Here is a 19,076-nt window from a genome sequence, read left to right on the forward strand (position 1 = left end):
GACGAACGACGGCATGACAGCACCGAACTACGCCCGGCTGCGGCGGTTCCTGTCCGACATGACATCGCTGGTCGGTGGCGCGAAGCAGGACCAGGACGAGGCGGTGCTGATCGAGGTCGGCGGCAAGCTGGTCGCTGACCTCGTGGCGCACGATGATTGGCTGCCGGAGGAGATGGCCGCGGGCGTTGCCGACGGCTACCGGCAGCATCTGCTCTACTGCGATCCGCAGGAGCGCTTTTCGTTGGTGAGCTTCGTGTGGGGGCCGGGGGCGCTCACGCCCGTGCACGACCATACGGTGTGGGGCCTGATCGGCATGCTGCGCGGATCCGAGGTCGACCAGCGCTACCAGCGCGATCCGGCAACCGGCCAGCTGTGTCCAGGCCCGACGATGACGATGGTGGCCGGCGACGTCGCGGCGTTGTCGCCCACGCTGGGCGACATCCACCAGGTGCGCAACGCCTTCACCGACCGCACGTCGATCAGCGTGCACGTCTATGGCGGCAACATCGGCTCGCTGGCGCGTCACCGGTTCGATCTCGCCAACAACCGGGAACACGCCTTCGTCTCCGGGTACAGCAACGCGGCACTGCCCAACATCTGGGACCGCTCGCGGGAGTCCGCTGCCGGGCGTTCCGGCCGATGAGTGCGCCGCTGCGCGTGGTGCGCGATGGCGACGTCGTCCGCCTGATGCTCGATCGCCCCGACAAGGGCAACGCGCTGGCGCCGGATCTGGTCGAAGCCCTGATCGCGGCCATCAGTGCCGCCGCGCACGATGGCACGCGCCTGCTGGTGATTGCGGGCGCCGGCAAGCATCTGTGTACCGGCTTCGATCTTGGCGGCCTGGAGTCGCTGAGTGACGGCGATCTGCTGCTGCGCATGGTGCGCATCGAGACCTTGCTGCAGGCGCTCTATGACGCGCCGTGCGTGACCGTGGCGATCGGCACCGGTCGGGTCACCGGTGCCGGCGCCGATATCTTCACCGCCTGCGACCGGCGCCTGGCCGTCGACGGCAGCGCCTACACGTTTCCCGGTGCCGGCTTCGGCATCCTGCTGGGCACGGGACGACTGGCGGCGCGGGTCGGCGCCGACGCGGCGCGCGACATCCTGCGCAGCGGGCAGGTTCTGTCGGCGGATGCCGCCGTGCGTGCGGGACTCGCGACCGAGGCCGTATCCTCCGCCGACGTCGAGACCCGGATCGCGATCCACGCCGAGTCGGCACGGCGGCTCGATGGCGAGACGGTAGGCGCGATCCATGCGGTGACCCGGCGCGCCGCCGCCGACACGGATCTTGCGGCCCTGGTCCGCTCGGCGAGCCGGCCCGGCCTGAAGGATCGCATCCTCGCCTACCGCGCCCGCACGCTGGGTGAGCGGCAGAAGGGCACAGCGTAAATCTCCAGGAAATCCCTTCTCCCGCGCAGGTAGGGAGAAGGGATGAACCGGTCAGAACGCGCGCGCGGCGTAGATCGTGGCGATCACCACCAGCGCGACGAAGAGGGTCTGCACGAACAGCAGTGCCACCGGCCGTGGCCCGATGGCGGCCAGCGATGCCAGCGACGTCTTGATGCCCAGCGCCGCAATCGCGATGGTGATCAGGATGCCGGACGCCATCGACACCGCCTGCTGTACGGCGGGCGGGAACAGGCCGAACGAGTTCAGCGCCGCCAGCGTCAGAAAGCCGAACAGGAACAGCGGCGGCTTGGGCCGGGCATCGCCCGCCGCTTCGCCGCTGCGCGTCACCCACCAGACGATGAACAGCACGGCCGGCAGCAGCATCGCCACGCGCATCAGCTTGGTCATGATGGCGTCGGCCAGGATCTTGGCGTCGCCCATCATCTGGCCGGCGCCGGCGACCTGCGCCACGTCGTGGATGGCGCCGCCGAGGAAGACGCTCATCTCGAACGCGGAATAGTGCAGCGTGCTCTGCAGGTAGGGGTAGGCGACCATCGCCAGGGTGCTGATGGCGTTGACGCCCATGACCGTGAAGGCGATGTCTCGATCGCTCGAGGGATGGCGCGGCAGCGCGGCACCGGCGGCCATGGCCGCCGCCGCGCCGCAGACACCCACCGAGCAGCCAGTGAGCAGCCCCAGGTCGCGCGGCAGGCCGAACCAGCGCGCCGCCAGTGCGCCGAAGGCGATGGTGCCGAACACCGCCAGGGCCGCGACGACGACAGGAGTCAGGCCGCCGGCGATCATGTCACCGAAGGTAAGTCGCACACCGAGCAGTGCGACACCCAGGCGCAACAGCGTGCGCCCGGCAATATCGACCCCCGGCATGAAGATAGGCGCCGTGGCGACCGGCCGCAGCGCCATGCCCACGAACAGCGCGACGATCAGCGGCGGCACCCACCAGCTGCCGATCCGGGTCCAGCCCTCGCGATCCATGATGAACGCCGCCACGCCGATGACGGCGGTCAAGGCCAGGCCGGGCAGGGCACGGACGATGGTGGCCGCGTCGAACAGTCGGCCGGCCGCGCCGGTCTTCGTTGCGTTCGTTTTTTGCGGGGAGAGGGTAATGACAGCTACCTTGAAACGGGCATCGTGAATGCCAGGGCGGCCTCAGGCTTCCAGCGTGGCGACCGCCTGTCCCTCGGCGACGGAATCGCCCTCGGCAACCAGGATTTCCTTGAGCGTGCCACCGCGCGGCGCCAGCACCGGGATCTCCATCTTCATCGACTCCAGGATCATGATCTGACCTTCTTCATCGATCTGGTCGCCGACTTTCGAGTCGATCTTCCACACCTTGCCGGCAATTTCCGACTTCACCACGACTTTCGCCATATCTCCTCCGCACGCGTCAGCGCAGCGCTTTGTCCAACAGGTGAGGCGTCAGTTCAAGCCACCTTGGCCGGCCCTCGCACATGGCAGCCGTGCGATCGACAGACGAAATGGAATCTCGCGACCGCCGGGCTCGCGGCGGCGCGCGAAAGCTTGTATCGGGAGCATCCATGAGCGTTGAGACACCCCCCGAAACCGCCGACTGTCCGGGCTGCGGCAAACCCCGCACGCTGTGCGTCTGCGATGCGCTGGGGCGTATCGACAATGCCGTCGAGGTTCTGGTGCTGCGCCACCCGCAGGAGCAGGACAAGGAGCTGGGAACCGCGGGATTGCTCTGCCGCCAGCTCGCGCACGCGACGCTGCGCACCGGTCTGTCGTGGCCCAACCTGGCCAAGGCGGCGGGTCGCGATGCCGACACAAGGCGCTGGGCCGTGCTTTATCTCGGCACGGCCAAGCAGGCGCCGGCGCCCGAGCTCGGGCCGCTGGTCGCAGTCGATCGTGACGGCACGCCGCTCACCGATCAGGCGGCTGGCTTGCAAGCCATCGGCGGCCTGATCCTGCTCGACGGCAACTGGTCGCAGGTCAAGGCGCTGTGGTGGCGCAATCCCTGGCTGCTGAAATGCCGACGGCTGGTGCTCAACCCGCGGGCGCCATCGCTCTACGGCAATCTGCGCCGCGAGCCGCGCCGCGAAAGCGTTTCGACCCTGGAAGCCGCCGGGCTGGCGCTGGCGCATCTCGAAGGCCGGCCCGAACTCGCCGACACCCTGGCCGCGCCGATGCGCCTGCTGCTGAAGAAGGTTCGCGCCCTGGCACCGCAACGACCGCGCCTCGATCGCCGCCGCTTTCGCCGGTAACGTGGTTGGGCCGGATGGTGGGGCCGCGCTCTGCCGCGCTTACGCCGTCTCGTCCTGGCCGTTGAGCTGTTCGGCATCCAGGCGCTTCATGTTCTCCAGGATCTTGATCATGTAGTGCAGCGCGTGCGCGGTGTCGGTGATCGAGAAATCCGTCAGGATGGCCTGGTAATAGGCGCGGATCTTGGGCAAAGCCTGGATCTGCCAGACATGACGGCCGGACCGGGTCATGGTCACGATCCGCGCGCGCCGGTCGCGGGCATCCGATGAGACACTGAGGTGTCCATCGCGCTCCATGCGGCTGATCAGCCCAGCCAGATTCTGCCGGCTCACCATGAGATACCGGGCGAGTTCGCCGATACTCATGCCAGCCTGCGCCGTGTCCCGCGACAGTGCCCCCAGCACCGCCCATTGCTGCGTGGTGAGACCCTCGGCCTCGACCGCCCGGCTGCCAGTTTTATGCAACATATTGGCACATTGATAGAGCCGGAAAAACAGCCGGTTGGCCATTTCCATCTTGGTGACGTGCTTGTCTGACGGATCCTGTTTGATGTCCCGCACGGTGGGCCCTTGTGCCAGCAACCTTGATATGACAATATATTGCTATATTCGAAGCTGCAACTGGTTTCACGCTGCGAACCTGCGATCGCGGCAACCGTACGGGAGGTGAACATGTCAGGCGTTACGAAGCGTTTCGACGGCAAGACGGTCATCGTCACCGGCGGTGGCGGCGGCATCGGCGGCGCGACCAGCATCAGGTTCGCCCAGGAGGGCGCGCGCGTCGCCGTGCTCGACCTCAACCTCGAGGCGGCCGAGAAAGTCGCCGCGGCCATCCGCGGCAACGGCGGCGTGGCGGAAGCGATTCGCTGCGACATCGCGGACAGATCGAGTGTCGATGCCGCGATCGCCGCGACCGAGGCTAAGCTCGGGCCGATCGACGTCCTGGTGAACAACGCGGGCTGGGACATCTTCCGGCCCTTCGTCAAAACCGAACCGGCACAGTGGGACAAGCTGATCGCCATCAACCTCACCGGCGCGTTGCACATGCATCACGCGGTGCTGCCCGGCATGGTGGAGCGCCGGGCCGGCCGCATCGTCAACGTCGCCTCCGATGCCGGCCGGGTCGGGTCGTCCGGCGAGGCGGTGTATGCCGCCTGCAAGGGCGGGCTGGTGGCTTTCTCCAAGACCATCGCGCGCGAGCACGCCCGCCAGGGCATCACCGTCAATGTCGTGTGCCCGGGGCCGACCGACACCGCGCTGTTCGCCGTCTTCAAGGAAGGCGCCGGCAATCCGGAGAAGCTGGAGGAAGCGTTCCGGCGCTCGATTCCGCTGGGCCGCATCGGCCAGCCCGACGACCTGCCGGGCGCCATCCTGTTCTTCGCCAGCGACGATGCCCGCTATGTGACAGGCCAGGTGCTGAGCGTGTCCGGCGGACTGACCATGAGTGGCTGACAACCCGCACCGTGAGGACATCATCCATGCAATTCGAAGACCTGATCTACGAGATCCGCAACGGCGTGGCCTGGATCACCATCAACCGGCCGGAGAAGCTGAACGCGTTTCGCGCCCGGACCTGCGACGAGCTGATCAAGGCGCTGTACCAGGCGGGCTATGACAAGGACGTCGGCGCCATCGTGCTGGCGGGTGCCGGGGACCGTGCCTTCTGCACCGGCGGCGACCAGTCGGCGCATGACGGCAACTATGATGGCCGCGGCACGGTCGGCCTGCCGGTGGAGGAACTGCACACGGCGATCCGCGACGTGCCCAAGCCGGTGATCGCGCGCGTGCAGGGCTACGCGATCGGCGGCGGCAACGTGCTGTGCACGATCTGCGACCTGACGATCTGTTCGGACAAGGCCATCTTCGGCCAGGTCGGACCCAAGATGGGGTCGGTCGATCCCGGTTACGGCACCGCGTTCCTGGCCCGCGTCGTGGGCGAGAAGAAGGCGCGCGAGATGTGGTACATGTGCCGTCGCTACAGCGGCCAGGAGGCGGTGGCGATGGGGCTCGCCAATGCCTGCGTGCCGCACGATCAGCTCGACGCCGAGGTCCAGAAATGGGGCGAGGAACTGTGCGAGCGCAGTCCGACGGCGATCGCCATCGCCAAGCGCAGCTTCAACATGGACACCGCCCATCAGGCCGGCATCGCCGGCATGGGCATGTACGCGCTGAAGCTCTACTACGACACCGAGGAATCGCGCGAAGGCGTCAAGGCGCTGCAGGAGAAACGCAAGCCCGACTTCCGCAAGTTCGCGCGGTAGTTCCTGGGAGCGCGGGCCTCCGGCCCGCTCATGTCTTGGCGCTTTGCGCCAAAGCGGGCGAGACGCCCGCGCTCCCAGCGAGGAGAACGCGAGAGGCGCCCCGATGAATCCGTATCTCGATGAAGACCTCGTTGCGCTCGCCGATCAGGCCAGACGGTTTGCCACCGATCGCATCGCGCCCGGCTTCCAGGATCGCGACAGGACCCGCGTCCTTGATCGCGGGCTGATGAAGGCGATGGGCGAGATGGGCTTCATCGCGCCGGAGTTGCCGGAGCAGTATGGCGGCCTGGGCATGGGTTGCCTCGCCGCCGGCGTCATCCACGAAGAGATCGCACGCGCCGACCTCAGCATGTCCTACATCAACCTGCTGGGATCGCTGAATGGCCAGATCCTCTCGCAGCATGGCCAGCCCGATGTCGTGGGCCCCTGGCTGGCGCGCCTGACACGGGGCGAAGCGCTTCTGTCGATCGCGCTGACCGAGCCGCGCGGCGGTTCGGACGCCGCCAATCTGGGCCTGCGGGTCGAGCGGGTGGGCGACACCTATGTCGTCAACGGCGAGAAGACCTCGATCTCGGCCGCCGATCAGGCCGATGCGTCGGTGGTGTTCGGTCGCACCGGATCACCGGAAGCGGGCGCCCGCGGCATCACCGCGCTGCTGGTGCCGATGGACCTGCCCGGCGTGACGCGCAGTCGTTTCGATTGCCACGGCCAGCGCGCCATCGGGCGCGGCTCCATCTTCTTCGAGAACGTTCGGGTTCCCGTCTCGCATCGCCTGGGCGACGAGAACAAGGGCTTCGTGCAGGTGATGCAGGGCTTCGATTTCTCGCGCGCCCTGATCGGCCTGCAGGTGCTGGGCGTGGCGCGCGTCGCGCTGGCGGAGACCTGGGCCTACGTCGTGGAGCGCCAGGCCTTCGGTCAACCGCTGTCGGCGTTTCAGGGCGTGTCGCATCCGCTGGCGGCGCTCGAGACCCAGGTCGAGGCGGCACGCCTGCTGTGCCTGCAGGCGCTGTGGCTGAAGGACAGGGGCGCGCCGCACAGCGCCGAGGCGGCGATGTGCAAGTGGTGGGCGCCGCAGCTCGCCTACGACGCCGTTCACCAGTGCCTGCTGATGTTCGGCCACGGCGGCTATGACCGCGGGCTGATGGAGCAGCGCCTGCGTGACGTCCTGGGCTTCCAGATCGGTGACGGCACCGCCCAGATCATGAAGACCATCATCGCCCGCACCCGCGCCGGCCGCGCCGCGGTGCCGGCCTGACATCGTACTGGCGCAGTGCCATGTAGGTCTGGCCGCGGCCGACCAGGGCATTGAGCGAGTCGGGCTGCAGGCGCAGGGCAGCATCGAGGTCCAGCAGAGCCTGATGGACGCACAGTTTCCGGCTGTGGGCGCCGGCACGCCAGTCGTTATACATTGGTCGCGACAGGGCTGAGCGCTTTGATGGCCGGTCGCGTGGCGGCGCGGCCGGGGGAGCGGGTGATGAAAGATGTTGTGGTCGGGCCGGATGAGGCCCGGATGCGATACGTCGATCTTCCCGGGCACGAGCCGGCGCGCGTCTTCCTGCATGGGCTCGGATCGTCATCGCCGGCGTATTTTGCGCGCATCGCCGCCGATCCTGGGCTGGGCGCGCATCGCTCGCTGCTGCTGGACTTCCTGGGTTTCGGCATGAGCGACCGGCCGGCCTGCTTTGGCTACGGGCTGCGCGATCACGCGTTGTCGGTTGCGCGCGCGCTCGATGCGCTCGGCGTGCGCCATGCCGACATCGTGGCGCACAGCATGGGCGGATCGATCGCGATCATTCTGGCGAGCGAGCGACCGGATCTCGTGCGGCGGCTGGTGGTTGCCGAGCCGAATCTCGTCCCGACACGGCGGCCGCGTCTCGAAGGCCATACCGAGCAGACTTTTGTCGCCGAGGGTTTTGCACGGGCCCTGGCCGCCGTCGGTCCTCACTGGGCCGCCACCATGCGCCTCGCCGATCCGTTGGCGCTCTATCGCAGCGAACGGAGCCTGGGCGAGGTCAATGATCCGATGATGAAGGATCTGCTGCGCGCGCTGAACGTTCCTTGTACCTATATCAAAGGCAGCCTCACCGGGGTGACGGCGCATGAGCGCGCGGTGCAGTCAGCCGGCATTCCCGTCATCGAGGTCGCCGATGCGGGTCACAACATGATGCTGGATAGTCCAGCGGGATTCTTGCGCGCATTGCGGTCAGCGTTGGCCTGAGCTGGGATCTGGCGGGACGTGGGCGTGTGGCCCAAAATAGGATTCCACTTCGCTTGTTTGAGAAACAAGAACAATATGGCATCCGCCATCGCCGCCCAGGGAAACTGTTTGACATCCAACGGTTCGGCGTCCTTAGCTCACAGGCGTTGCGGACAGGCAGGACACACGGGAAGCCATCATGTTTGACCAGCCACCAGCGGCAGCACGCACCAATCCCGAACGCTCGTTCACCGACGAGGTTCGCTCGTTGCGTCTGGGCGACGGCGAGATCTTCCGCGGCGAGGGCGTGCTAGCGGTCACCAAGGCGCTGCTGCAGTCGGGCGTCGCTTATGTCGGCGGCTACCAAGGCGCACCGATGTCGCATCTCGTCGACGTGCTGGTCGAGTCGCAGGACCTGCTCGACGAGCTGGGCGTGCACCTGGAGACCTGCACCAGCGAGGCGTCGGCGGCGGCGCTGCTGGGCGCGTCGATCAACTATCCGCTGCGCGGCTGCGTCACCTGGAAATCGATCGTCGGCACCAACGTGGCGGCCGATGCGCTTTCCAACCTGGCGTCGCCCGGCGTCGTGGGCGGGGCGCTGATCGTGGTCGGCGAGGACTACGGCGAAGGCGCCTCGATCATTCAGGAGCGCTCGCATGCGTTCGCGCTGAAATCGTCGGTCTGGCTGATGGACCCCAGGCCCAACCTGCCCACCATCGTACACTGCGTCGAGAAAGGCTTCGAACTCTCCGAGGCGTCCAACACGCCGGTCATGATCGAACTGCGCATCCGCGCCTGCCATGTCAGCGGCGAGTTCGTCGCCAAGAACAACGTGGCGCCGGCGATCTCGCGCAACGCGCGGCTGGCCGAGCCGATCCCGCAGGACTACGCGCGCATCTCGCATCCGCCGTCGACCTACCTGCAGGAGAAGCTGAAGGTCGACGTGCGTCTGCCGGCGGCGCAGCGCTTCATCGTCGAGCAGGGCCTGAACGAACTGCTGCCGGGCGAGCGCGAGGATCTCGGCATCATCGTGCAGGGCGGCATCGCCAACGTAACCCTGCGCGGGCTCGATCGCCTGGGGCTGGGCGATGCCTTCGGCGCCGTGAAGGTGCCGACCCTGGTGCTGAACGTCACCTATCCGCTGGTGCCCGACCAGATCGCCGACTTCTGCAAGGGCAAGCGCGCGGTGCTGGTGGTCGAGGAGGGCGCGCCCGATTATCTCGAGCAGGAGATCGGCGCCCTGTTGCGCAAGCGCGACATCGGTGCGCGCCTGCACGGCAAGGACGTGCTGCCGATGGCCGGCGAATACACGGCCGAGGTGGTGACCGAAGGGCTGCTGAAGTTCTTCGCCCAGACCGCCAACGACATCGACCTGTCCAAGCCGATGCAGGCGCTGGAGACGGCGCGCGCCGGCCGCGCCGAGGCGCAGCGCCTGATCGGCGCGCCGCTGCCATTGCGGCCGCCGGGCTTCTGCACCGGCTGCCCCGAGCGGCCGGTGTTCTCGGCCATCAAGCTGCTGGAGCGCGAGGTCGGCAAGGTCCACATCTCCGCCGACATCGGCTGCCATGCCTTCGCGACCCTGGCGCCGTTCAATCTCGGCAACACGATCCTGGGCTACGGCATGTCGCTGGCCGCCGCGGCGGGCGTGGCGCCGGTGCTGCAGAAGCGCACCATCTCCGTGATGGGCGATGGCGGATTCTGGCACAACGGCCTGCTCTCGGGCGTGTCGTCGGCGATGTTCAATCGCGGCGATCGCGTGCTGGTGGTGATGCAGAACGGCTACACCTCGGCCACCGGCGCGCAGTTCCTGCCCTCGAGCGCCGGCAACCGGCGCGACGGCGAGAACACGTCCGATATCGCCACTACCTTGCGCGCGATGGGCGTGCGCTGGCTGCGCACCATCCGCACCTACAACGTCAGCACCATGCTGGCCACCCTGCGCGAGGCGGTGACGACCAAGGAGCAGGGCCTGAAGGTGATCATCGCCGACGGCGAATGCCAGCTGGCGCGCCAGCGTCGCATCCGCCCGCAGCTGGCGGCGGCACTGAAGCGCGGCGAACGCGTGATACGCACACGCTATGGCATCGACGATGCAGTGTGCACCGGCGATCATTCCTGCATCCGCCTGTCGGGCTGCCCGTCGCTCACCATCAAGCCCAGCCCCGATCCGCTGCGCGACGATCCGATCGCGTCGGTCGTCAACAGCTGCGTCGGTTGCGGCCTGTGCGGCGAGGTCGCCGACGCCGCCGTGCTGTGCCCGTCGTTCTACAAGGCCGAGATCGTGCAGAACCCGAGCCGGTGGGACCGCGCCCTGACGCGGGTGCGCACGGCCGTGATCGGCTGGCTGCAGGGCAAGGAGTCAGTGGCCCATGCGCGTTGATCGCTGCCTTACCTTCCCCCGCTTGCGGGGGAAGGTGCCCGAAGGGCGGATGGGGGTGGCTTCCACGCACCACGTCTGCTGTGGCGCACCCCCATCCGGCGCTGCGCGCCACCTTCCCCCGCGAGCGGGGGAAGGTAGAGGTGCGTCATGACCAGCCCCGACAAACCCATCACCATCCTAATCGCGGCGCTGGGCGGCGACGGCGGTGGCGTGCTGTGCGACTGGATTGTCGAGGCAGCGCATCATGCGGGCCTGCCGGCGCAGGCGACACAGATTCCCGGCGTGGCGCAGCGTACCGGCGCCACGACCTATTATGTCGAGGTGCTGCCCGTGCCGCATACGCGGCTGGGCGAACGGGCACCGGTGCTGGCGCTGAATCCGGCGATGGGCGAGGTCGACGTATTGCTGGCCAGCGAGCTGGTCGAAGCCGGCCGCATGATCTTCAACGGCTGGGTGACACCCGATCGCACGACCTTGATTTCGTCCAGCCATCGTGTCTTCGCCATCGGCGAGCGCATGGCGATGGGTGACGGCCGCTTCGATGTCGGCCGCCTGCTGCGCGCCGTGAAGGAGCGCTCCAAGGCCCAGATCCTGTTCGACATGGACCAGGCGGCCGAGGAGGCCGGCAGCGTGCTCAACGCCGTGCTGCTGGGCGCGTTCGCCGGCTGCGGCCGTGCGCCGATCCCCGACCAGGCGTTCGAGGCCGCGATCCGCGGCGCCGGCAAGTCTGTCGATGCCAACCTGGCCGGTTTCGCCTTCGGCCGCGCTCATGCGCGCGGCGAACTGGAACAGACCGTCCGTGCGCATCAGAAGCGGCTGACCGAAGCGCGCGGCGTCGAGGATCTGATCGAGCAGGCCCGTCAGCTCTTCCCGGTCGCCACGCACGACATTGTCGAGGAGGGCGTGCGCCGGCTCACCGGCTATCAGGACCGCACCTACGCCGCGCTCTACCTCGATCGCCTCGACAAGGTTTGGTCGGCCGAAAAGGACGCCGGCGGCGATGGCGCACTGCTGCGCGAGACGGCGCGGCATCTGGCCGTGCGCATGTCGTTCGAGGATGTGATCCGCGTGGCGCAGGTCAAGACCGGTGCCGATCGCTTCGCGCGCGTGCGCGCCGAGGTGCGCGCCAAGGACGGCGAGCCCCTGGTGATCACCGAGCATTTCAAGCCCGGCATCGAAGAGATGTGCGCCCTGCTGCCACCGGGCTTGGCGCGTCGTGTCCTTGCCTGGGCCGAGCGCACCGGGCGGTTGGGCAAATGGTACTGGTCCATGCACGTGCGCACGACCACGGTGTCGGGCTTCTTCCGCCTGTGGCTGCTGTCGAAGCTGCGCTGGTGGCGCCCGCGCACCTGGCGCTACGTCGAAGAACAGGCGCAGATCGAGCGCTGGCTGGACGCGATCCGCCGCGCCGCGCCGCTGGGCCGTGAGCTGGCGCGCGAGATCGCCGAGTGCGCCCGCCTGGTGAAGGGCTATGGCGATACGCACAAGCGTGGCTCCGACAACTTCGCGCGCATCGAGACCGCCGTGATCGCGCCGGCGCTGGCGGGTGCGATGGCGCCGTCTGTCGCCGCCGATGCCATCGCCAGCGCCCGAGTCGCGGCGCTGGCCGACCCCGAGGGCGACTCGCTCGCCAAGACCCTGGTCGAGATCGCCCACCGCACACAGGAGGTGCCGCGTGCCGCGGAATGAGACAGGCAACGTGACGCTGCCGGCCGATACGCAAGCGGTGTCGACGAACGAGGGCGTGGTGGTGCGCCATGCTGTCACCCTGGAGTGGGGTGACTGCGATCCGGCGGGCATCATCTACTACCCGACCTACTTCAAATGGTGGGATCAGGGCACGTGGCGCCTGTTCTGGGCCGCCGGCATCGATCGGCGCCTCATGCTCGAAGAGATGGACGGTGTCGACACGCCGATCCTCAATGCCACCGGTACATTCGAGAGCACCGTGACGCCGGGCGAGATACTGGTGGTCGAGAGCCGGGTCGAGCGCTGGGGCAACAGCTCGTTCAAGGTCGTGCATCGCGCCCTGACGCCGGATGGCAAGACGGTGGCGCACGGACACGAGACTCGATGCTGGACCAAGAATTCGCCGTCGTCGCCGGGCAAGCTCAAGGCCGAACGGATCCCCGACGACATCATCGCCCGGATGGGCGGCAAGCGGGCGTGACGACGTTTATGGTGACTGCCGGCTGAAACCTTTCTCCTCGTCATTCCGTCTCATGGGTACGATACTGCCCACGGGGACGGCCGATGGCATCAGGCAGACAAGCGGTCCATGACGTCGCGACGCTGAGCGACAGCGATCTGCACGGCCTTGCGCTGCAGCGCGACGAAGGCGCCATCCGCGCCCTGACGCGGCGCTACAACCAGCGGCTCTACCGCGTCGCCTGGGGCATCCTGAAGAATTCGGCCGACTGCGAGGAGGCGGTCCAGGACGCCTACGTCAAGGCGTTCACGACAAGCGCCGCGTTCGATGGCCATGCGTCCTACGCGACGTGGCTGACGCGCATCGTCATCAACGAAGCGCTCGAGCGCCGGCGCGCGGCCGAGCGACGGGTGCGTCTGCTCGAACGCCAGGGGATCACCGAGATGGCCGAATATCGCGCGCGCCTCGCCGATGCGCCCATCAGCCACGGCTCGCCCGAGGAAATCGCCGCGCGGGCCGAGTTCGCCCATCGCCTGCAAGGCGCCGTTGCGCGGCTGCCCGAGGCGTATCGCACCGTGTTCGTGCTGCGCGACGTCGAAGGCGTGAGCGTCGAGGAGACGGCGAGCGCCCTGGGCGTGCCGGTGCAGATCGTCAAGACCCGTCTGTTCCGCGCCCGGCGGCGGTTACGCGAGATCTTGGAGCCGGAATTGCGCGCCGCATTGCAGGAGGCCTTCCCGTTCGGCGGCCAGCGCTGCGCGGCGTTGACCGAGCGGGTTCTCGCACGCCTGACGCAGCACAGCGCTCTGCCGCCCTAAGCGCGGCCAGGGCCGCCCGGCTCGCAACATCACAGCGCGATTCCACCGCTGCGCGCGGTGCGCCACGAGCATGGCGCGCGCCCGATACCGCTCGCTTGGTTTTAGGGCAGCACGAGGGAGAAAGTCGATGAACGATGCACACCATGGTCTGCGTATGCGGCGCCACCTGCTGCGCGGCGGTGCCGCGACGCTCACCGTGGCCGGAATCACGGCCCTGCTGGGGTCGCGCGGCGCGGCGCTGGCGCAGAAGCGCAACGCCAACGCGGCGCAGGATGTCGGCCTGCTCAACGCCGCCATCGCGCTCGAGCACGAAGGCATCGCGGCCTACACCATCGCCGCGGGCAGCGGCCTGCTGCAGCCCGCCGTGGTGAAGATCGGCGTCACGTTTCGTGGTCATCACCAGCGCCATCGCGATGAACTGGTGCGCGCCGTGACCGCGCTCGGCGGCCGTCCGGCCGCGGCGCGCAGCGACGCCGAGTACGCAACGGCACTCAACGCCGGCGCGCTGAAGAACCAGACCGACGTGCTGCGCCTGGCGCTGCGGCTGGAGCGCGGCGCGGCCAACGCCTATCTCGGCCTCATCCCATCGCTCAGCACGGCGGAACAGCATCAGCTCGCCGCCCGCATGGCCGGCGACGAGGCGTTCCATGCCGCGATCCTCGGCAACGCGGTGGGCGATCCGATCCCGGCCGACGGCTTGATGTTCGGAGCGTAGTCGGTGCACCTGCTTGCATACGGCACTGCCGCGGTCGGGTTGGCCGCGGCGGTGCTGGCATCCAGTGCCGGCGCCCAGTCACCGGTCGTTGGTGACGCCAGGCGCGGCGAGCAGCTCTACCAGAGCCGGTGCGGCGCCTGCCATTCGCTGGACGCCAATCGGGTCGGACCGCGCCACCGTGGCGTTGTCGGCCGGCGCGTTGCATCGGTGTCCGGCTATCGCTACAGCGCGGCGCTGCAAGCGCGTGCGTTTGTGTGGGACGAGCCGAGGCTCGATCAGTGGCTCGAGAATCCCACGGCGCTGGTACCAGGAACGGCCATGGGCATGCGTGTCCCCAAGGCACAGGATCGCGCCGACATCATCGCCTATCTTCGCGACCAGCGTCTGGCTTCGCCCTGACGTTGGTATTCGGTCGTCACATGGATTTGATCACCTCGACCTGCTGACGCAGACCGAGCTTGCGATTGCACAGCGGCCAGTGGCTGATGGCGTCGCGCTCGAAGATCGCGAACTTCGCGAGTGCCGCAGCCTGCTCATAGTCATGCGCCAGCGCGATGGCCTCCGGCACGCTGAGATTGCGGCCATCCATGTCGCGCACGAAACCGATGACCGTGCGGGGCATGAACTGGAAGCGGCCGACGAACGCACCGCGACCACCATAGATCGGCCGATCGGAATCGCCGGTGCCACCGCTCTCGCATTGGGCAAGTTGACGCAGGACGTCATCCTTGCGCGCCTCGATCTCGAGCGTACGCGGATCGGCGGCGAATGAAGAAACCACAGGGGCCTGAGGTTGTGTGGTGCAGCCGGTGGCGAGAAGGAGCACCAACGGCAACGCACGCAAAATGTTTTCCTTTCGGATAAGGTGGCACAGATCCATTTCTTTTGGTCCCTCTTACCGAGCCAGATCATGTCGGACGCGCGCATTGCTTTGCTGTCGGATTTGCATCTCGACATCAAAAAACGCCTGTTACTACGCGAAGGGGCAGACGACGCAGCCTGTAACTTAGCCATGGCACGACTCGGCGAGGAAGTGCAAGAGGCGGCGTCGAAGGCCGATCTCGTCGTCGTGGCCGGCGACGTTGATGTCGGCACGGCTGGCGTGACGTGGGCCGCGGCGGCGTTCCGCTCTATGCCGGTTGTGTATGTCGCGGGCAACCACGAGTTCTATCGCTACGAACTCAACAGCTTGATCGATCAGATGCGTGCAACCGCGGCGGCGACGGACAACGTTCACTTCCTCGATGCGGACGAACTCGTCCTCACGTTGAAGGGGCGCACGATGCGCGTGCTGGGGTGCACGGCGTGGACCGATTATCAGCTCTATGGACCCGGGGTCGCTGACGAAGCCATGCAGCGCGCCGAGGCGCTGATGTATGACCACAAGCGCATCACGTTCGGTGATGCGCTTTTCCGTCCGCAGGATGCGCTGCAGCTGCACACCGCAGCGACGGCGTGGCTCGACGAACGCCTGTCGACGCAGACCGACGCCACGACGATCGTCGTCACGCATCATGCACCGACAGCACAGTCGATCGAGCCACGCTTTCGCGGTGACAGCCTGTCACCGGCGTTCGGTTCCGATCTGACAGCGCTGATGCACCGTCACGCGCCGCCGCTATGGCTGCACGGCCATACGCACTACAACGTCGACTACACGGTCGGGTCGACGCGCGTGGTCAGCCACCAGTGGGGCTACCCCAACGAAGACGTCGCAAGGGGCGCGAAGGTCATCGAAGTGTAGGAGGACGTGTCATCCCGAGCGCAGCGAGGGATGTCGTGGAAATGAAGTCCCTGGTCGCGGAAGATCCCTCGCTGCGCTCGGGTTGACCGACTCACTTCTTCTGCCGGATCGCGTCCCACTGCTCATCGGTCCAGTCGAGCATGGCCGCGGTGCTGGCGCCGCCACCGCCGGACTGCAGCATCTTGCCACCGTCGATCACGATCGCATCGCCGTTGATGTAGGCGGCACCGTCGGAGACGAGGAACGCCGCGAGATTGGCAAGCTCGCTGTGCTCGCCGACGCGGCGCAGCGGGATGGTCTTCGCCAGCTGGTCATTGCCGCCACGCTCCTTGGGCATCAAGCGTTCCCAGGCACCTGGCGTCGGGAAGGGACCCGGCACGATGGCGCAGGTGCGAATGCCCTTGGGCCCCCACTCGACGGCGAGACTCTTGGTCATCGCCAGCACACCGGCCTTGGCCATCGCCGAGGGCACCGTGAAGGGCGCACCCATCAGCGACGACACGGTGAGGATCGACAACACCACCTTGTCGCGCTGGCCAGCGTCGATCCAGCGACGTCCGGCGGCGACGGTGCAGTAGGCCGAGCCGTGCAGGACGATGTTCAGCACCGAGTCGATGGCGCGCGTCGAGAGGCGATGCGTCTGGGCCAGGATCTGGCCGGCAGCGTTGTTCACCAGGACGTCGAGCGGCCGCGTCTGCCAGATGCGGTCCATCATCTCCTCGACCGCCGAGGCGACGCGAATATCGAGGCTGTGCGTCTCCACGGAAGCGCCCGGAACCTGCTCGCGGAATTCGGCGGCTGTCTTCTCGAGCACATCGCCACGGCGGCCGCAGATCACCAAGTCGGCGCCCAACTCGAGGAAACGCCGCCCCATGCTCTGCCCCAGCCCGGTGCCGCCGCCGGTGACCAGGATGCGTTTGCCCTTCAGCAGATCGGCTTGGAACATGAGGTCTCCTCTTCAGTTTTGGACCGCGGGCGTCCACGCCCGCATCGGTGCGTAAGCACCGACTGCGTTCGCTCTTCGCGTCGCTGCGAGCGAATGCGGGCGTGGACGCCCGCGGTCCTAAACGCCTACGCAAACACCACGCGTGTTTCGCCGAGACCGGGGAACGTCGTCACCACCTCGGCACCGGGTTCGACGAAATGCAGGCCGCCCCAGGAGCCGGTGGTGATGACCTGTCCGGCGCGCAGGCCGCCCCGCGCCGTCACGACGTGGCCTGCCAGCCAGGTCAGCAGGCGCAGTGGCGAGCCACCGGTGTTGCCGCCGATGCGGTCGACCAGCGCCTTGCCGTTGGCGAGCATGGTCACCGGCTGGCGATCGTAGTCGAGGTCGCGCCAGCCCTCGAATGCAGGCCCGACGACCAGTGCCTTGTTCATGCCGTTGTCGGTCAGGGTCCACAGTGGATCGAGGCTCTTCCAATCCGCCAGTCGCGTGTCGACCACTTCCATCACGACGTGGGCACTCGCGATCGCGTCCAGTACCGCCGCGGCGTCAGGCACCGTCGCCGCGGCCGGCAGGTCGCGGCCGAAGCGAAAGGCTACCTCGGCCTCGACACCCAGCATGTGCATGCTGCCGGCGGTGAAGCGGGCTGGCCCGCTGATGACGTGATCCTTCAGCAGCGGCGCGCAGGTCGGCGTATCGGTGGGTGTCTTGGCACCGACTTTCCATCCGTCCGGCGCGCCAAGCTCGGCCGCGACCGCGTCCTGGATGGCATAGACCTCGGCCGTGCTGGCCGGTGCGGGGCCTGGCGCTGCAATCTGCGCCCCGCGGCGACGGGCATCGAGCAGGGCGGCCGCCGCACGTTCGATCTCGGTCGGAGTCATGGCGTGGTCCTTTCGCCGTCAGGCCTTCTTGATCTCGACCAGCGCGATGCCGTCCTTGATCAGGCCCTCGATGTCGCTGTCGCTGAAGCCGTGCTCTTTCAGAACGTCGCGCGTGTCGTGGCCGAAGGTCTTGGGCTTGGTGCGCACCGCGGGCGGCGTGCGCGACAGCTTCACCGGGTTGCCGACGTTGCGATAGCCGTCCTTGGACCACACCATGTCGCGATGCTTGGTGTGCGGATGCTCCATCACGTCGGGCACTTCGAACACCGCACCCGATGGCACGCCATTCTCCATCAGCTCCGTGGCGAAAGCCTCGCCATCGCGCTCGGCCGTGAGCGCGCGCAACTCGGCTTCCAGCGCCGGCTTGTTGGCGATGCGCTCCTTGTTGGTCTTGAAACGCGGATCGTCGGCCAGCTCAGGCTTGCCCAGCAGTTGGGTGAGCTTGCGGAACTGCGCATCGTTGCCGGCGCCGATCACGATGTTGCGGCCCTTGGTCGGGAAGTTGGCGTAGGGCGCCAGGTTGCCGTGGCTGTTGCCGAACAGCTTGGGCTTCAGCCCGCCCATGAAGTAGTTGGGCGCGTGCGGCTGATGCAGCGCCACGGCGCTGTCGTAGAGCGTGGCGTCGACGAACTGGCCCTTGCCGGAGCGTTGCCGGTCATAGAGCGCCATCAGGATGCCCATGCAGGCGTTCATGCCCGTGGCGAGATCGACCAGGGGGACGCCGATGCGCACCGGGCCGCTGTCGGGGGCGCCGTTGACCGACACCAGGCCGGCCCAGGCCTGCACCATGGCATCGTAGCCCGGATAGCCGCCCATCGGCCCATCGGCGCCAAAGCCGGTGACGCGGGCATGGATCAGCGCGGGAAATTTTTGCGACAAGGTCTCGGCATAGCCCAGGCCCCACTTTTCCATGGTGCCCGTCTTGAAGTTCTCGATCAGCACGTCGGCGCCCTCGAGCAGCTTCAAGAGCACGGCGCGGCCCTGCGGCTTGGCGAGGTCGAGCGCGATCTTGCGCTTGTTGCGGTTGATGCCGGCGAAGTAGGCCGAGATGCCGTCGGCGTCGAACGGAGGACCCCAGCCGCGCGTCTCGTCACCCTGCGGCGGCTCGACCTTGATCACGTGGGCGCCATGGTCGGCCAGCATCTGGGCACAGTAGGGGCCGCCCAGCACGCGCGACAGATCGATCACCTTGAGACCGGCAAGCGCGCCGGCCGACTCTGTGGAAGACATCTCTTTCGTTACTCCATCGCCAGGCCGGTGCGACCTTGTTCCGTGATTCCGCCCCATTGGCTGGGTAGCATCCATACCTCGTCGGAGGCCGGTGGGCGGTCATACACAGACCGTCCACCACGGGATACGTCGAGG

22 protein-coding genes are annotated in these 19,076 nt (G+C 67.6%); 14 read left to right on the top strand and 8 right to left on the bottom strand.

Annotated elements, in window-relative coordinates:
• Positions 1 to 13 precede the first annotated feature (13 nt).
• A complete protein-coding gene (locus FQU96_RS18560) occupies positions 14 to 643 on the top strand; it encodes a cysteine dioxygenase (protein WP_146542813.1) in 630 nt (209 codons plus the stop codon).
• Positions 640 to 1,389, top strand: coding sequence for an enoyl-CoA hydratase/isomerase family protein (locus tag FQU96_RS18565; protein ID WP_146542814.1), 750 nt, complete (start codon positions 640 to 642; stop codon positions 1,387 to 1,389). The genes FQU96_RS18560 and FQU96_RS18565 overlap by 4 nt, the downstream gene beginning before the upstream one ends.
• A gap of 51 nt (positions 1,390 to 1,440) precedes the next feature.
• Here the strand turns inward: FQU96_RS18565 and FQU96_RS18570 are convergent, their stop codons facing one another.
• Positions 1,441 to 2,415, bottom strand: coding sequence for a YeiH family protein (locus tag FQU96_RS18570; protein WP_146542815.1), 975 nt, complete (start codon positions 2,413 to 2,415; stop codon positions 1,441 to 1,443).
• Positions 2,416 to 2,556: 141 nt separating this feature from the next.
• The gene (locus FQU96_RS18575) at positions 2,557 to 2,778 is read right to left on the bottom strand and encodes an acetyl-CoA carboxylase biotin carboxyl carrier protein subunit (protein ID WP_146542816.1); all 222 of its coding nucleotides are present in this window, start codon (positions 2,776 to 2,778) and stop codon (positions 2,557 to 2,559) included.
• Between the two features lie 167 nt (positions 2,779 to 2,945).
• Here FQU96_RS18575 and FQU96_RS18580 point away from each other — a divergent pair, with 167 nt between their 5' ends.
• Positions 2,946 to 3,629, top strand: a complete 684-nt coding sequence (locus tag FQU96_RS18580; RefSeq protein ID WP_178130579.1) for a tRNA-uridine aminocarboxypropyltransferase — start codon at positions 2,946 to 2,948, stop codon at positions 3,627 to 3,629.
• Between the two features lie 39 nt (positions 3,630 to 3,668).
• Here FQU96_RS18580 and FQU96_RS18585 read toward each other — a convergent pair whose 3' ends face one another.
• The gene (locus FQU96_RS18585) at positions 3,669 to 4,142 is read right to left on the bottom strand and encodes a MarR family winged helix-turn-helix transcriptional regulator (RefSeq protein WP_146543017.1); all 474 of its coding nucleotides are present in this window, start codon (positions 4,140 to 4,142) and stop codon (positions 3,669 to 3,671) included.
• A gap of 156 nt (positions 4,143 to 4,298) precedes the next feature.
• Between FQU96_RS18585 and badH the strand changes: the two genes are divergently transcribed.
• The 3 genes from badH to aliB all read left to right on the top strand — a co-directional run bounded on the left by badH (position 4,299) and on the right by aliB (position 7,142).
• Positions 4,299 to 5,078, top strand: coding sequence for a 2-hydroxycyclohexanecarboxyl-CoA dehydrogenase (badH, locus tag FQU96_RS18590; RefSeq protein WP_146542818.1), 780 nt, complete (start codon positions 4,299 to 4,301; stop codon positions 5,076 to 5,078).
• A gap of 26 nt (positions 5,079 to 5,104) precedes the next feature.
• Positions 5,105 to 5,887, top strand: coding sequence for a 2-ketocyclohexanecarboxyl-CoA hydrolase (gene badI / locus FQU96_RS18595; protein WP_146542819.1), 783 nt, complete (start codon positions 5,105 to 5,107; stop codon positions 5,885 to 5,887).
• A 103-nt stretch (positions 5,888 to 5,990) separates the two neighbouring features.
• Positions 5,991 to 7,142, top strand: a complete 1,152-nt coding sequence (gene aliB / locus FQU96_RS18600) for a cyclohexanecarboxyl-CoA dehydrogenase (protein WP_146542820.1) — start codon at positions 5,991 to 5,993, stop codon at positions 7,140 to 7,142.
• Here the strand turns inward: aliB and FQU96_RS18605 are convergent.
• On the bottom strand, positions 7,099 to 7,296 hold the full coding sequence (locus tag FQU96_RS18605) for a hypothetical protein (RefSeq protein WP_146542821.1): 198 nt from the start codon (positions 7,294 to 7,296) through the stop codon (positions 7,099 to 7,101). The genes aliB and FQU96_RS18605 overlap by 44 nt on opposite strands.
• Positions 7,297 to 7,361: 65 nt before the next feature.
• On the opposite strand from FQU96_RS18605, the gene FQU96_RS18610 reads away from it, so the two are divergent.
• The 7 genes from FQU96_RS18610 to FQU96_RS18640 all read left to right on the top strand — a co-directional run bounded on the left by FQU96_RS18610 (position 7,362) and on the right by FQU96_RS18640 (position 14,542).
• On the top strand, positions 7,362 to 8,105 hold the full coding sequence (locus FQU96_RS18610) for an alpha/beta fold hydrolase (RefSeq protein WP_146542822.1): 744 nt from the start codon (positions 7,362 to 7,364) through the stop codon (positions 8,103 to 8,105).
• A gap of 178 nt (positions 8,106 to 8,283) precedes the next feature.
• Complete coding sequence (locus FQU96_RS18615) at positions 8,284 to 10,464, top strand: indolepyruvate ferredoxin oxidoreductase subunit alpha (RefSeq protein WP_146542823.1); 2,181 nt, start codon at positions 8,284 to 8,286, stop codon at positions 10,462 to 10,464.
• A gap of 147 nt (positions 10,465 to 10,611) precedes the next feature.
• A complete protein-coding gene (locus tag FQU96_RS18620) occupies positions 10,612 to 12,153 on the top strand; it encodes an indolepyruvate oxidoreductase subunit beta family protein (RefSeq protein ID WP_146542824.1) in 1,542 nt (513 codons plus the stop codon).
• Positions 12,140 to 12,634 carry a thioesterase family protein gene (locus FQU96_RS18625; RefSeq protein ID WP_178130580.1) on the top strand — a complete coding sequence of 165 codons (495 nt, stop codon included), beginning with the start codon at positions 12,140 to 12,142 and terminating at the stop codon, positions 12,632 to 12,634. The genes FQU96_RS18620 and FQU96_RS18625 overlap by 14 nt, the downstream gene beginning before the upstream one ends.
• Positions 12,635 to 12,717: 83 nt before the next feature.
• Positions 12,718 to 13,428, top strand: coding sequence for an RNA polymerase sigma factor (locus FQU96_RS18630; RefSeq protein ID WP_146542826.1), 711 nt, complete (start codon positions 12,718 to 12,720; stop codon positions 13,426 to 13,428).
• A 127-nt stretch (positions 13,429 to 13,555) separates the two neighbouring features.
• Complete coding sequence (locus FQU96_RS18635; RefSeq protein ID WP_218574766.1) at positions 13,556 to 14,143, top strand: DUF4439 domain-containing protein; 588 nt, start codon at positions 13,556 to 13,558, stop codon at positions 14,141 to 14,143.
• Between the two features lie 3 nt (positions 14,144 to 14,146).
• Entirely contained in the window at positions 14,147 to 14,542 is a 396-nt protein-coding gene (locus FQU96_RS18640) for a cytochrome c family protein (protein ID WP_255468402.1), read from the top strand.
• A 16-nt stretch (positions 14,543 to 14,558) separates the two neighbouring features.
• On the opposite strand, the gene FQU96_RS18645 is transcribed toward FQU96_RS18640, so the two are convergent.
• A complete protein-coding gene (locus FQU96_RS18645) occupies positions 14,559 to 14,924 on the bottom strand; it encodes a transglycosylase family protein (protein WP_146542827.1) in 366 nt (121 codons plus the stop codon).
• Positions 14,925 to 15,053: 129 nt separating this feature from the next.
• Here FQU96_RS18645 and FQU96_RS18650 point away from each other — a divergent pair, with 129 nt between their 5' ends.
• Positions 15,054 to 15,887: a metallophosphoesterase gene (locus FQU96_RS18650; RefSeq protein WP_146542828.1), complete on the top strand. Its 834-nt coding sequence runs from the start codon at positions 15,054 to 15,056 to the stop codon at positions 15,885 to 15,887.
• Between the two features lie 91 nt (positions 15,888 to 15,978).
• Here FQU96_RS18650 and FQU96_RS18655 read toward each other — a convergent pair whose 3' ends face one another.
• The 3 genes from FQU96_RS18655 to FQU96_RS18665 all read right to left on the bottom strand — a co-directional run bounded on the left by FQU96_RS18655 (position 15,979) and on the right by FQU96_RS18665 (position 18,941).
• Positions 15,979 to 16,833 carry an SDR family oxidoreductase gene (locus FQU96_RS18655; RefSeq protein ID WP_146542829.1) on the bottom strand — a complete coding sequence of 285 codons (855 nt, stop codon included), beginning with the start codon at positions 16,831 to 16,833 and terminating at the stop codon, positions 15,979 to 15,981.
• Positions 16,834 to 16,958: 125 nt separating this feature from the next.
• Positions 16,959 to 17,711 (bottom strand): 2-keto-4-pentenoate hydratase, encoded by a 753-nt coding sequence (locus FQU96_RS18660; RefSeq protein WP_146542830.1) that lies wholly within the window; start codon positions 17,709 to 17,711, stop codon positions 16,959 to 16,961.
• Between the two features lie 18 nt (positions 17,712 to 17,729).
• Complete coding sequence (locus FQU96_RS18665; protein WP_146542831.1) at positions 17,730 to 18,941, bottom strand: CaiB/BaiF CoA-transferase family protein; 1,212 nt, start codon at positions 18,939 to 18,941, stop codon at positions 17,730 to 17,732.
• Between the last annotated feature and the right edge of the window lie 135 nt (positions 18,942 to 19,076).

The sequence above is a fragment of the Reyranella sp. CPCC 100927 genome (assembly GCF_007859315.1).
In the GTDB taxonomy this organism is placed as follows: Bacteria; Pseudomonadota; Alphaproteobacteria; order Reyranellales; family Reyranellaceae; genus Vineibacter.

Coding starts and splice junctions, on each gene's coding strand:
- FQU96_RS18650 (WP_146542828.1), top strand. CDS start 15,054: ATGTCGGACGCGCGCATTGCTTTGCTGTCGGATTTGCATCTCGACATC.
- FQU96_RS18610 (WP_146542822.1), top strand. CDS start 7,362: ATGAAAGATGTTGTGGTCGGGCCGGATGAGGCCCGGATGCGATACGTC.
- FQU96_RS18620 (WP_146542824.1), top strand. CDS start 10,612: ATGACCAGCCCCGACAAACCCATCACCATCCTAATCGCGGCGCTGGGC.
- FQU96_RS18655 (WP_146542829.1), bottom strand. CDS start 16,833: ATGTTCCAAGCCGATCTGCTGAAGGGCAAACGCATCCTGGTCACCGGC.
- FQU96_RS18575 (WP_146542816.1), bottom strand. CDS start 2,778: ATGGCGAAAGTCGTGGTGAAGTCGGAAATTGCCGGCAAGGTGTGGAAG.
- FQU96_RS18635 (WP_218574766.1), top strand. CDS start 13,556: ATGAACGATGCACACCATGGTCTGCGTATGCGGCGCCACCTGCTGCGC.
- FQU96_RS18660 (WP_146542830.1), bottom strand. CDS start 17,711: ATGACTCCGACCGAGATCGAACGTGCGGCGGCCGCCCTGCTCGATGCC.
- FQU96_RS18585 (WP_146543017.1), bottom strand. CDS start 4,142: ATGGAAATGGCCAACCGGCTGTTTTTCCGGCTCTATCAATGTGCCAAT.
- FQU96_RS18565 (WP_146542814.1), top strand. CDS start 640: ATGAGTGCGCCGCTGCGCGTGGTGCGCGATGGCGACGTCGTCCGCCTG.
- FQU96_RS18665 (WP_146542831.1), bottom strand. CDS start 18,941: ATGTCTTCCACAGAGTCGGCCGGCGCGCTTGCCGGTCTCAAGGTGATC.
- aliB (WP_146542820.1), top strand. CDS start 5,991: ATGAATCCGTATCTCGATGAAGACCTCGTTGCGCTCGCCGATCAGGCC.
- badH (WP_146542818.1), top strand. CDS start 4,299: ATGTCAGGCGTTACGAAGCGTTTCGACGGCAAGACGGTCATCGTCACC.
- FQU96_RS18605 (WP_146542821.1), bottom strand. CDS start 7,296: ATGTATAACGACTGGCGTGCCGGCGCCCACAGCCGGAAACTGTGCGTC.
- badI (WP_146542819.1), top strand. CDS start 5,105: ATGCAATTCGAAGACCTGATCTACGAGATCCGCAACGGCGTGGCCTGG.
- FQU96_RS18580 (WP_178130579.1), top strand. CDS start 2,946: ATGAGCGTTGAGACACCCCCCGAAACCGCCGACTGTCCGGGCTGCGGC.
- FQU96_RS18630 (WP_146542826.1), top strand. CDS start 12,718: ATGGCATCAGGCAGACAAGCGGTCCATGACGTCGCGACGCTGAGCGAC.
- FQU96_RS18560 (WP_146542813.1), top strand. CDS start 14: ATGACAGCACCGAACTACGCCCGGCTGCGGCGGTTCCTGTCCGACATG.
- FQU96_RS18615 (WP_146542823.1), top strand. CDS start 8,284: ATGTTTGACCAGCCACCAGCGGCAGCACGCACCAATCCCGAACGCTCG.